The organism is Massilia sp. P2_C2, assembly GCF_056404615.1.
Window position 1 is genome coordinate 1 of the sequence record NZ_JBFUDR010000213.1, and the last position, 11,192, is coordinate 11,192.

Genomic DNA, 11,192 nt, shown 5'->3' on the forward strand with positions numbered 1-11,192 from the left:
CTGAAAGGCGAGCTGGATTACGGCGCGGGCCTCGGCGGTCACTCGTACCCGGTCTTCAAGAACTTCTACGGCGGCGGCATCGGATCGGTGCGCGGCTACGAAAGCTCGTCGCTCGGTATCGTCGATCCGTTCACGTACGACGCCCTGGGCGGCGCCAAGCGCGTCATCGGCAACGCCGAGCTGCAGTTCCCGTTCCCGGGCAGCGGCCAGGATCGCTCGCTGCGCTGGTTCACCTTCGCCGACACGGGCCAGGTCTACCAGGAGCACGAGCCGATCCGCACGTCCCAGCTGCGCTATTCGGCCGGTATCGGCCTGTCGTGGATTTCCCCGGTGGGTCCGCTGAAGTTGAGTTATGCTAAGCCCTTGAACGCGAAGCCGGGCGATCGCCTGGAGCGCTTCCAGTTCCAGATGGGTACCGGTTTCTGATACGGCCACCATCGCCGAGACAAGGATTGCGGAAATTATGTTGAAAAAATCGTTAGCGTCGCTGCCGGGGAGCCTGGTGCTGGCGCTGGTGTGCGCCGGTGCGATGGCGCAGGCGTCGGCGCAGTCCTCCTTGGGCCGCATCGGCTTCGTCTACACGGAGCGCCTGATGACCGAGTCCAAGCTCGCCAAGGCGGCGGATGCGAAGCTGCAGTCGGAGTTCTCCAAGCGCCAGAAGCAGCTCGACGACATGCTGCAGCGCTACAAGCAAAGCCGCGAGAAGTTCGACGAAGAGGCGCCGAAACTGTCCGACGTCGACCGCACCAGGCGCACGCGCGAGCTGCTCGACATGGAAAAGGACGTGCAGCGTATGCAGCGCGAATATAACGAGGACCTGTTCCAGCGCAAGAACGAAGAGCGCGCCGCCATCGCCCAGAAAGCCTATAAACTGATCGAACAGGTGGCCGAACAGGAACACCTCGACGTCGTGCTGCAGGAAGCCGTCTGGACCAGTCCGCGCATCGACATCACCGACCGGATCCTCAAACTGCTCGACAAGTGAGCCGCACGGCTCCCGCGACGCCGGCCGGCTCGACGAGCGGCCGGCCATTTTCACTTCTTTTACGGAACGACCACGATGGGCACTCGACTGGGTGATTTGGTCGAACGCTTCGGTGGCCAGCTGGTGGGTGACCCGAACCTCGAGGTTCAAGGCATCGCACCGCTCGACAGCGCCGACGCTTCGCACATCAGCTTTCTCAGCAACAGCAAGCTGCGCGCGCTGGCGGCTCAGAGCCGCGCGGCGGCGCTGATCGTCTCGCCGCTCGACGACGCCACCGTCGCCACCACATACGGCGGCGCGCGCATCGTCACCACCAACCCCTATGCATATTTTGCCCGCGCCGCGCAGTACTTCGTCGCGCTCGACGAGGCGCCGCCGCCGCACGGCATCCACCCGAGCGCCGTCGTGCACGAGACGGCAAGCATCGACCCGACCGCGCACATCGGCCCGAACGTGACGGTGGAGGCGGGCGCCAGCATCGGTCCCGGCGTGGTGATCGACGCCGGCTGCTTCGTCGGCCGCGACGCCGAGATCGGCGCCGGCACGCACCTGTTCGCGAACGTGACCTTCCATGCGCGCTGCAAGGTCGGCAAGCGCGGCATCCTGCACTCGGGCGCCGTGATCGGCACCGACGGCTTCGGCTTCGCGCGCGAGAACGGCGTGTACATCAAGATCCCGCAGACGGGCCGCGTGCTGATGGGCGACGACGTCGACATCGGCGCCAACACGACGATCGACCGCGGCGCGCTGGAGGATACCGTGATCGAGGATGGCGTGAAGCTCGATAACCAGATCCAGATCGGCCACAACTGCCGCATCGGGGCGAATACGGCCATGGCCGGCTGCGTGGGGGTGGCGGGCAGCGCGAAGATCGGCAAGAATTGCACGTTCGGCGGCGCCGCCATGGTACTGGGCCATCTGGAAATCGCGGACAACGTCCATATCTCCTCGGGCAGCATGGTGTCGCGCTCCGTGCTCGAACCCGGGCAGTACACGGGTTTTTATCCGCTCGCGAAGAATGCCGAGTGGGAAAAGAGCGCCGCCATCGTGCGCAACCTGTCTTCGCTGCGTGAAAAGATGCGCAGCCTGGAAAAACAGATCAAACAACTGACGGAACCACAGAACAAAAATGACCACTGAAGCCGTAAACACCGCCGCCACCAATAAAACGCTGGGCATCAACGAAATCAAGGAATACCTGCCGCACCGCTACCCGCTGCTGCTGGTCGACCGCGTGCTCGACTATGAACTGGGCAAGACCATCACCGCGATCAAGAACGTGACTGTCAACGAAGAATTCTTCAACGGCCACTTTCCGCACAAGCCCGTCATGCCGGGCGTCCTGATGATCGAGGCGCTGGCCCAGACGGCCGCGATCCTGTCGTTCATGACCATGAACGTCAGGCCGGACGAGAACTCCGTCGTGTACTTCGTCGGCATCGACAATGCGCGTTTCAAGCGCCCCGTCGAGCCGGGCGACCAGCTCAAGATGGATATCGAGATCCTGCGCACGTCGCGCGGCATCTGGAAGTACAAGGCCGTCGCCAGCGTCGACGGCAAGGTGGCCGTCGAGGCGGAGTTGATGTGCACGATCCGCGCCAATGAATCGACGCAAAGCACGGCGCAGGTAGCGGGGCAGTGATGAGCAGGATTCACCCGAGCGCGATCGTCGATCCGAAGGCGGAGCTGGACAGCTCGGTCGAGGTCGGCCCGTATTCGATCATCGGCCCGGACGTGCGCATCGACGCCGGCACCGTGGTGGGGCCGCACGTGGTCATCGAAGGCCATACGACGATCGGCAGGGACAACCGCATCTTCCAGTTCGCGTCGCTGGGCGCGGCCCCGCAGGACAAGAAGTGGGCCGGCGAACCGACGCGCCTGGAGATCGGCGACCGCAACACCATCCGCGAGTTCTGCACGTTCAACCTCGGCACCGCGCAGGACGCCGGTGTCACGCGCCTCGGCAGCGACAACTGGATGTCGGCGTACACGCACCTGGCGCACGATTGCCAGGTCGGCAGCAACACGATCTTCTCGAACAACGCGCAGCTCGCGGGCCACGTGCACGTGGGCGACTGGGCGATCCTCTCCGGCTATTGCGGCGTGCACCAGTTCTGCAAGATCGGCGCGCATGCTTTCATCGGCATGTACACGAGCCTCACGCAGGACGTGCCGCCGTTCGTCCTCGTCTCCGGCAACCCGGCCGAGGCGCATGGCGTGAACATCGAAGGCCTGAAACGCCGCGGCTTCACGCGCGAGCAGATCAACGCCATCCGCGCCGCGTACAAGCTGATCTACCGCTCCGGCCTCACGCTGGAAGAGGCGAAGGCGAAGCTGGCGGAAGAGGAGGCGGCCGCCGGCGACGCGGCACCGCACCTCCGCGCGCTGCGCGACTTCCTCGACAGCACGAGCCGTGGCATCGTGCGCTGACATGCGCGTAGGCGACGTGCGCGTAGGCGACATGTCGCTGGCCCTCGTGGCCGGCGAAGTCTCGGGCGACCTGCTCGCGGCGCGCCTGATGGCGGGGCTGAAGCCGGTGCTGCCGGGCGTGTCCTTTTCCGGCATCGGCGGTCCGCGCATGCTGCAGGAGGGCCTGGTCTCCGACGTCCCGATGGACACGCTCACGGTGCGCGGCCTGCTGCCCGTGCTGCTGCGCTACCGCGAACTGAAAGGCATCCAGAACCGCCTGCGCGACCGCCTGCTGGCCGAGCGCCCGGCCGCCTTCATCGGCGCCGACTACCCCGGCTTCAATCTCGGACTGGAAGAGCAGCTGCGCGCGGCCGGCATCCCGACCGTGCACTTCGTCGGCCCGCAGATCTGGGCCTGGCGCGGCGGGCGCATCAAGAAGATCCAGCGCGCCGTGTCGCACATGCTCGTGATCTTCCCGTTCGAGGAAGAGATCTACCAAAAGGCCGGCGTGCCCGTCACGTACATCGGCCATCCGCTGGCAGAGACGATCCCGCTCGAGCCCGACGTCGCGGCCGCGCGCCGCCGGCTCGGCCTGCCGGAAGACGCCCGCGTGGTCACCGTCATGCCGGGCAGCCGCATGTCGGAAATCAAGTACCTGACCGAGCCGTACGTGCGCACGGTGAAACTGCTGGCCGCGCGCGATCCCGGAGTCCGGTTCATCGCGCCGATGGCGGGCGAGCGCCAGAAGGCGTATTTTATGGAGCTGGTGGCGCAGGCCGGCCTGCAGGACGTGCCGCTGCAACTCGTCGACGGCGAATCGCACGCGTGCATCGCGGCGGCCGACGCCGTGCTGGCGGCGTCCGGCACCGCCACCTTGGAAGTGGCGCTGTTCAAGAAGCCGATGGTGATCGCCTACAAGGTGTTGCAGGCCGAATGGCTGATCATCCGGAACATGGGCTACCTGCCGTGGATCGGGCTGCCGAACATCCTGGCGCGCGATTCCGTCGTGCCGGAATTCCTGCAGCATGCCGCGACGCCGGAAGCGCTGGCGGACGCCGTCTGGTTCCAGCTGACGGACGAGAACAACCGGGTGAAGCTGCGCGAGCGCTTCACCGAAATGCATCACAGCCTGCTGCGCGACAGCGCGCGCGAAAGCGCCCGCGCCGTGCTGCAGGTGATAGGCAAAGCATGAGAAACACGAAAAGAAAGGCTGTCGATTTCTACCCGGGTCTGCCGACCAGGAACCGGCCGTTCACGCTCGAAGACATCGTCTGCGGCGTGGACGAGGCCGGCCGCGGCCCGCTGGCCGGCCCCGTGTTCGCGGCCGCCGTGATCCTCGATCCGGCGCGCCCGATCGAGGGTCTGCGCGACTCGAAGAAGCTGACGGAAGCGCGGCGCGACGAGCTGGCGCCGCTCATCAGGGAACATGCGCTGGCCTGGGCCATCGCCGAGTGCTCGCACGCGGAAATCGACACGCTGAACATCCTGCAGGCGACGATGCTGGCGATGCGCCGCGCCATCGAGCAGCTGGCGACCGTGCCCACGATCGCCCTGATCGACGGCAACCGCTGCCCGCAGCTGGCGCCGCACATCCGCGCGCACGCCGTGGTGGAGGGCGACGACAAGGTGCACGCAATCTCTGCCGCGTCGATCCTCGCCAAGACCGCGCGCGACGCCGCGCTCGTCGCGCTGCACGAGACATATCCGCAGTATGCATTCGACCAGCACAAGGGCTATTCGACGGCACTGCACCTCGCGCGCCTGCGCGAGCACGGACCGAGCCCCGTACACCGGCGCAGCTTCGCCCCGGTCCGCGCCCTGATCGAACCCGATCTGTTCTCGGAGTTGTCCGCATGAAGAGCGTGAGGAAGAGCGTAACTTCGCGCGACAACCCGTTCTACAAGGAGTTGAAACACCTGGCCGGCAGCACCCACGCGCTGCGCAAGGCGGGGCGCTCGCTGCTGGACGGCGTGCACTTGTGCCAGGCCTACCTCGACCTCGTCGGCCAGCCCGTGCACTGCATCGTGTCCGAAGGCGCGCTGGCGAATCCGGAAGTCGCGGGCATCGTCGACCGCGTCGAAGGAGCGCGGGCGCCGGTGACGGCTTTGCCGGATGCGCTGTTCGGCGCGCTGTCGCAGGTCGAACACGGTATCCACCTGCTGTTCCTCGTCGAGACGCCGCGGCCGGTGCAAACGGCGGCACTCGCCGAATCGGCCGTGCTGCTGGACGGCGTGCAAGACCCCGGCAATGCCGGCTCCATCCTGCGCAGCGCCGGCGCGGCCGGCATCCGACAGGTGTATTGCAGCCCCGGCACGGCTTCAATCTGGTCGCCGAAAGTGCTGCGCGCCGCGATGGGCGCCCACTTCGTGCTGGAGATTTTCGAAAACGTCGACCTGGCGGACCTGGTCCGCACGGCCCGGGTGCCCGTGCTGGCGACGAGCGGCTATGCGAGCGAGCGGATCTACGACGTCGACCTGAACCGTCCCGTCGCCTGGCTGCTGGGGCACGAAGGGCAGGGCGTGTCGGACGCGCTGCTGAACCTGGCCACGCACCGCGTCGTCATTCCCCATGCCGGTGCCGTCGAGTCCCTGAACGTGGCGGCGTGCGCGGCCGTGTGCTTCTTTGAGCAGTTGCGCCAGCAACATCAAAGTTGCAAGGCATAGACGGCACAAGCTTGTTCGGTTACGCTTCGTGCAGGTACAACGGAGCCACGATGCATATTGTTCAACCGCAGTTGCAGTCTTTGCACTTCCTGGTCGCGGAAGCGGACCCGGTACAGCGCCGCGCGCTGATCGAGGCACTGGACCAGGTCGGCGCCACGCGCGTCACCGACGTGCCGGACGGCCCGATGGCCTTGCGCACGTTGCAGGCGAGTTTCACGCCGAAGGTCGACGTCGCCATTATCGACCTCGACCTGGGCGGCATGGATGGGCTGGAACTGTTGCGCGCGATCGCCGCGCTGAAGTCGACCGTGCGCCTGATCGTCGTCGGGGCCCAGCCCGCGAGCGTGCTGTTCTCCGTCGAGAGCCTCGCGCAGGCGCATGGCGTGGACCTGCTGGGCACCATCGCCAAGCCCGTCACGAGCACGAAGCTGAAGGTCCTGCTCGACAATTACCAGCCGCCGCTGCCGCCGCACGCCGGCCCCGACGTGCCGAGCTTTTCCTTTGCCGAGGTGGGCGTCGGCCTGCAGAAGCGCCAGTTCGAACCGTTCTTCCAGCCCAAGATCGAGCTCGCGACGGGCCAGGTGAAAGGGCTGGAAACGTTCGCCCGCTGGCGCCATCCCGAGCACGGCATGCTGGGGCCGGCCGCGTTCATCGGCGCGCTGGAGCAGAACAACCGCATCGACTTCCTCGACTGGACGATGCTGGAGATGTCGGTGGAACGCTGCCGCCGCTACCACGACCAGGGTATCCCGATCTCGATCTCGCTGAACCTGGCGCCGGCGACGCTGGCGCATCCGCACTTCGTCCGCCAGGTGACGTCGACGATGCAGCGCCACGGGGTGCTGCCGGACTACCTGACGTTCGAGATGACGGAATCCTCGATCCTCAGCTTCGACGTGGACTTCATCGAACGCCTCGTCCGCCTGCGCATGCTGGGCTTCGGCCTCGCGATCGACGACTACGGCACGGGACGCTCGAACCTGCAGCTGCTGGCGCGCATCCCGTTCTCCGAGCTGAAGATCGACCGTTCGTTCGTGGACGGCGCGTCGAAGAAGCGCCCGCTGGGCACCGTGCTGAAATCCTGCCTGGGACTGGCGCACAGCCTGGACCGCATGTCCGTCGCCGTCGGCGTCGAGACGCGGCAGGACTGGGATTTCCTGCAGGGGCTCGGGTGCACGTATGCGCAGGGGTATCACATCGCCAATCCGATGGCGGCGGATGAATTCCCCGGGTGGCTGGAAGACTGGCAGCACTTCTTCTAAGTGTACCGTCACCCGTTTCCCGGCGTTCCCGGACGTCTCCTGGAACGGTTGTTGAACGCGCGCGGCCTCGCGCGGCTGCGCCACGCCTTGTTGTCGCGCCTGCCGTTTCCCGTGCTGCAGAGCGAGGTCGCCGACGTCGTCTATGTGACGTGGATGGTCGAGGCGCGCGCCGCCGCCGCGCTGCTGCCGCCCGGATTGCGGGTCTGGGAGCGTGACGGCAAGACGCCGCTCACGGCGCTGACTTATCGCCACGGCCATTTCGGGCCGGCGCTGGCGGGGCCGTTGCGGCGCCTGTTCCCGTCGCCGTTGCAGAGCAACTGGCGCTTGTACCTGGACGGCCCGCTGCCGGCCGGGGCGCCGGCGCAAACGGTCTGGTTTTTGGAAAACATGATGGACAACGGCGCCTATGTGGCGGCCACGCGCCTGTTCAGCGACATCATGCGGACCCACCGGCCCGCGCACTTTATTCACGAAAGCGCGGGCGGCGGCTTCACGACGCGGATCGAGCCCGGCGCGGGCAGCGCGCCCGCGCTCGCGTGCACGGTGGCGCCGGCTGCGCAGCCGGTCCTGTCGCCGGCTTTTGCCGCCGCGTTCGGATCGTGGGCCGACGCGGTGGCGATGCTGGCCTGCCAGGATGCCGCGCTGGGCCGGGCGACGCGCCTCGGGAAGCTGGCGCTGTCCCACATCGACCTGCCTGTCCCCCTTGACACGGTGCGGCCCCTCCTGCCAGTGGGGCCTGTCGCGTGTTCGCTGCTGGATGCGCTGCCGGCGACCGGGGAGCCGCTGTGTTTCCTGGTACCGCGTGTGCCGTTCAGGGTGTTGTCGGAAACCGTGTTGGGGTAGGGCTTATTCGATGCTCCACTTGTACTGCACGCGAGACCGTTTTTCCACTGGCGCGCCTGCCGACGTGCCTGGCGTGAAACGGCAGCGGGAGAGGGCGGCCAGCGCGGCCTCGTCCAGTGCGGGGTAGCCCGACGACGTCCCGATCTCGGCCTTCCTGATGGCGCCGTCGGCACCGATCAGGAAGTTCAGCGTGACCGTGCCCGTGTGTTTCGCCCGCACCTCGTCCGGTGGATAGGCCGGCCTGCCGCAGGTCTTGAAATCGATCATCGCAGGCCTTTCGGCCGGATTCGGCGACGCCACCGGCACCGCGCCGATCTTCTGGCCCAGCCAGGTTGCGAAGGTGTTCGGATCTTCGAGGCGCCCCATGGCAACGACGAGCTTGCCCTGTGGGTCGAACAAGGCCAGCGAGGGATAGGTGTCGACACCGAGCTGCCTGACCAGCTGCTCCCCGCCCGTCGCGACCGGCCAGGCGAATCGGTTCGTGTCCACGAACGCCCTGGCGTCGGCGGCGCTGTCGGCTGTTACCGCGAGCAGGTTGAGGTCCTTGCGGCGCTCGGCCAGGGCATTCAGTAGCGGGACGTCTGCCGCCGACGACGCGGATGCGGCGGAATAGAAGTTGACGAGGGTGTAGCGGCCCTCGAGGGCCTTGTTGTCGACCGGCGTGCCGTCCAGGCGCGTCAAATGAAACCGGGGCCACGCCTCGCCAATCTTGAGCCGGCTGAACGCATAATAGTTTGCTGGCCGCAAGCGCAGGGTCACATCCCGCTCGCCGTCGTCGTGTGCCCGGGTGATCGCATATTGCCGGGACCGTGCGAGCTGCGCCATGAAGTCGCGCTCGGTCATCGATCGGCCATGCTCGTCCACGTAGTTGATGTGGTCCACGGGGCCGACGCCCTGGCGGGCAAGCGCGTCGGCGAGGGACGGGGGAACAGACGCCGGTTGCGCTGCGCAGCCGGCAACCACGGCAAATCCGAGAACGCCAAGGCACTTCCTGAATTCGTTTTTCATGATGACGGCGGAAAGTTGGCAGGCTCTTAGTGTATTGAAAAAGTTGCCGAGAATGCAAGCACTGCCTGGCAACCCCGCCAGGGCGCGGTTTGGCAGTCAATACTCCCGCCGGTCCGGCTTGATCTCCTGGAGGATGGTCGTCGCGATCTCCTCGATCGACTTGGTAGTCGACGACAACCAGCGGATGCCTTCCCGCCGCATCAGCTGCTCGGCCTCGTTGACCTCGTAGCGGCAGTTTTCCAGCGACGCATATTTACTGCCCGCGCGCCGCTCGTTGCGGATCTCGGACAGGCGTTCCGGCGAGATCGTCAGGCCGAAGATCTTGTGCCTGAACTGCGGTAGCGCCGACGGCAGCTTGTTGCGCTCGAAGTCGTCCGGGATCAGCGGGTAGTTCGCCGCCTTGATCCCGTATTGCATCGCCAGGTACAGGCTCGTCGGCGTCTTGCCCGAGCGCGACACGCCCACGAGGATCACATCCGCGTCCGCCAGGTTCTTGTGCGACTGGCCGTCGTCGTGCGCGAGCGAGAAGTTGATGGCCTCGATGCGGTTCTTGTATTCCTCCGTGTCGACGACGTTGTGGATGCGGCCGATCGTGTGCGTCGACTTCACCCGCAGCTCCTGTTCGAGCGGGGCGACGAAGGTCTGGAACAGGTCCATGTGCATCCCTTGCGCCGCGCGGATCACGCTCGACAAATCGTTCTTCACGAGCGTGGAGAACACGATCGGACGCTGGTTGTCGGCGATCGCGACATCGTTGATGCGCCGGGCCGCCTCGTAGGCCTTGTCGATCGTGTCGATGAAGGGCAGGCGGATTTGCCGGAAGCGCATTTCGAACTGGCTCAGCACCGCGTGGCCGAACGTTTCCGCCGTGATGCCGGTGCCGTCGGACACGAAGAAGACGGTGCGCGCTGCGCCCGGATTGTCTGGGGTGCTGTTCAGGGACATGATGTTTTTTAGACAGATAGTGACAAAGTTGCAGCCCGTCGGCTGTGAAACCCAGTCGCACGGGGTAAAATGCTCGGCAACGGGTTGTTGGATTGTGCTGTACCACGCCAAGAATAACAAGAAAACACAGAGGAACCTCGACGAATCGCCGCGCGAAGCCGCTCTGGTCCGCGATGCGCGCCTTGTAAAAAAGGCAGCGCCCGCAGAGCCGCCGCCGCCGCATCGCGATGCGTCGTTGAGATGTCCGTCGGCCAGCCAACCGTACAGATTTCCATCATCAAAAAGGTGTTTTATCATGACTAACCTGTCGAATGCAGTACTGAAGGCGCCCGATCGAGCGGCGGCCGATGCGGATGTGTACGTCGCGTCGTTCGAGAACCTGCGCATGACCGACGTCGAGTCGGTCGGCGGCAAGAACGCCTCGCTGGGCGAGATGATCAGCCAGCTGGCCGAGGCCGGCGTGCGCGTGCCGGGCGGCTTCGCCACCACGGCCCAGGCCTTCCGCGACTTCCTGAACCACTCGGTCGATGGCGGTGCTTCGCTCGGCGAGCGCATCGCCAGGCGCCTGGAGGGCCTGGACATCGACGACGTGCGCTCGCTTRCAACCGCCGGCGCCGAAATCCGCCAGTGGATCGTCGACACCCCGTTCCAGCCGCGCCTGGAACAGGAGATCCGCAGCTTCTACGATCGCCTCGTGGCCGATTCGGCCAGCGAAGTGTCGTTTGCCGTCCGTTCGTCCGCCACGGCGGAAGACCTGCCGGACGCGTCGTTCGCCGGCCAGCAGGAAACCTTCCTGAACGTCGTCGGCATCGACAACGTGCTGGAAGCGATGAAGCACGTGTTCGCATCGCTGTACAACGACCGCGCGATTTCCTATCGCGTCCATAAAGGCTTCACGCACGCCGAGGTCGCCCTGTCGGCCGGCGTGCAGCGCATGGTCCGTTCCGACACCGGCGCGGCCGGCGTGATGTTCACCATCGACACGGAATCCGGCTTCAAGGACGTCGTGTTCGTCACGTCGAGCTACGGCCTGGGCGAGACCGTCGTGCAGGGCGCCRTCAATCCGGACGAGTACTC

The 11,192-nt window shown here is 66.1% G+C and carries 13 protein-coding genes; 11 read left to right on the forward strand and 2 right to left on the reverse strand.

Annotated features, from left to right (window positions below; translation table 11 throughout):
• The 10 genes from AC1DYX_RS21430 to AC1DYX_RS21475 form a co-directional block, all read left to right on the forward strand.
• The coding region (locus AC1DYX_RS21430; protein ID WP_477262557.1) for a BamA/TamA family outer membrane protein at positions 1–426 on the forward strand (426 nt) is incomplete at its 5' end.
• Between the two features lie 37 nt (positions 427–463).
• Complete coding sequence (locus AC1DYX_RS21435; protein ID WP_477262559.1) at positions 464–985, forward strand: OmpH/Skp family outer membrane protein; 522 nt, start codon at positions 464–466, stop codon at positions 983–985.
• Between the two features lie 75 nt (positions 986–1,060).
• A complete protein-coding gene (gene lpxD / locus AC1DYX_RS21440; protein WP_477262561.1) occupies positions 1,061–2,125 on the forward strand; it encodes a UDP-3-O-(3-hydroxymyristoyl)glucosamine N-acyltransferase in 1,065 nt (354 codons plus the stop codon).
• The gene (gene fabZ, locus AC1DYX_RS21445) at positions 2,115–2,627 is read left to right on the forward strand and encodes a 3-hydroxyacyl-ACP dehydratase FabZ (RefSeq protein ID WP_477262563.1); all 513 of its coding nucleotides are present in this window, start codon (positions 2,115–2,117) and stop codon (positions 2,625–2,627) included. The genes lpxD and fabZ overlap by 11 nt, the downstream gene beginning before the upstream one ends.
• Positions 2,627–3,415, forward strand: coding sequence for an acyl-ACP--UDP-N-acetylglucosamine O-acyltransferase (lpxA, locus tag AC1DYX_RS21450; protein WP_477262565.1), 789 nt, complete (start codon positions 2,627–2,629; stop codon positions 3,413–3,415). The genes fabZ and lpxA overlap by 1 nt, the downstream gene beginning before the upstream one ends.
• A gap of 1 nt (position 3,416) precedes the next feature.
• Complete coding sequence (gene lpxB, locus AC1DYX_RS21455; protein WP_477262567.1) at positions 3,417–4,586, forward strand: lipid-A-disaccharide synthase; 1,170 nt, start codon at positions 3,417–3,419, stop codon at positions 4,584–4,586.
• The gene (gene rnhB / locus AC1DYX_RS21460) at positions 4,583–5,251 is read left to right on the forward strand and encodes a ribonuclease HII (RefSeq protein ID WP_477262569.1); all 669 of its coding nucleotides are present in this window, start codon (positions 4,583–4,585) and stop codon (positions 5,249–5,251) included. Before lpxB ends, rnhB begins: the two co-directional genes overlap by 4 nt.
• Complete coding sequence (locus AC1DYX_RS21465) at positions 5,248–6,057, forward strand: TrmH family RNA methyltransferase (RefSeq protein ID WP_477262571.1); 810 nt, start codon at positions 5,248–5,250, stop codon at positions 6,055–6,057. Before rnhB ends, AC1DYX_RS21465 begins: the two co-directional genes overlap by 4 nt.
• Before the next feature lie 50 nt (positions 6,058–6,107).
• On the forward strand, positions 6,108–7,319 hold the full coding sequence (locus tag AC1DYX_RS21470; RefSeq protein WP_477262573.1) for an EAL domain-containing response regulator: 1,212 nt from the start codon (positions 6,108–6,110) through the stop codon (positions 7,317–7,319).
• 51 nt (positions 7,320–7,370) lie between these two features.
• Positions 7,371–8,162, forward strand: a complete 792-nt coding sequence (locus tag AC1DYX_RS21475; protein ID WP_477262575.1) for a DUF2071 domain-containing protein — start codon at positions 7,371–7,373, stop codon at positions 8,160–8,162.
• A gap of 3 nt (positions 8,163–8,165) precedes the next feature.
• On the opposite strand, the gene AC1DYX_RS21480 is transcribed toward AC1DYX_RS21475, so the two are convergent.
• The gene (locus tag AC1DYX_RS21480; RefSeq protein ID WP_477262577.1) at positions 8,166–9,170 is read right to left on the reverse strand and encodes a TonB family protein; all 1,005 of its coding nucleotides are present in this window, start codon (positions 9,168–9,170) and stop codon (positions 8,166–8,168) included.
• A gap of 96 nt (positions 9,171–9,266) precedes the next feature.
• A complete protein-coding gene (gene ppsR, locus AC1DYX_RS21485; protein WP_477262579.1) occupies positions 9,267–10,115 on the reverse strand; it encodes a posphoenolpyruvate synthetase regulatory kinase/phosphorylase PpsR in 849 nt (282 codons plus the stop codon).
• 385 nt (positions 10,116–10,500) lie between these two features.
• On the opposite strand from ppsR, the gene AC1DYX_RS21490 reads away from it, so the two are divergent.
• On the forward strand, positions 10,501–11,192 hold a 692-nt coding region (locus tag AC1DYX_RS21490), incomplete at its 3' end, for a PEP/pyruvate-binding domain-containing protein (protein WP_477262581.1).

Bases quoted from the DNA above. Each gene is read 5' to 3' on its own strand.
- fabZ (WP_477262563.1), top strand. From the start codon at position 2,115: ATGACCACTGAAGCCGTAAACACCGCCGCCACCAATAAAACGCTGGGC.
- AC1DYX_RS21465 (WP_477262571.1), top strand. From the start codon at position 5,248: ATGAAGAGCGTGAGGAAGAGCGTAACTTCGCGCGACAACCCGTTCTAC.
- lpxD (WP_477262561.1), top strand. From the start codon at position 1,061: ATGGGCACTCGACTGGGTGATTTGGTCGAACGCTTCGGTGGCCAGCTG.
- ppsR (WP_477262579.1), bottom strand. From the start codon at position 10,115: ATGTCCCTGAACAGCACCCCAGACAATCCGGGCGCAGCGCGCACCGTC.
- AC1DYX_RS21435 (WP_477262559.1), top strand. From the start codon at position 464: ATGTTGAAAAAATCGTTAGCGTCGCTGCCGGGGAGCCTGGTGCTGGCG.
- AC1DYX_RS21480 (WP_477262577.1), bottom strand. From the start codon at position 9,170: ATGAAAAACGAATTCAGGAAGTGCCTTGGCGTTCTCGGATTTGCCGTG.
- rnhB (WP_477262569.1), top strand. From the start codon at position 4,583: ATGAGAAACACGAAAAGAAAGGCTGTCGATTTCTACCCGGGTCTGCCG.
- lpxA (WP_477262565.1), top strand. From the start codon at position 2,627: ATGAGCAGGATTCACCCGAGCGCGATCGTCGATCCGAAGGCGGAGCTG.
- AC1DYX_RS21470 (WP_477262573.1), top strand. From the start codon at position 6,108: ATGCATATTGTTCAACCGCAGTTGCAGTCTTTGCACTTCCTGGTCGCG.
- lpxB (WP_477262567.1), top strand. From the start codon at position 3,417: ATGCGCGTAGGCGACGTGCGCGTAGGCGACATGTCGCTGGCCCTCGTG.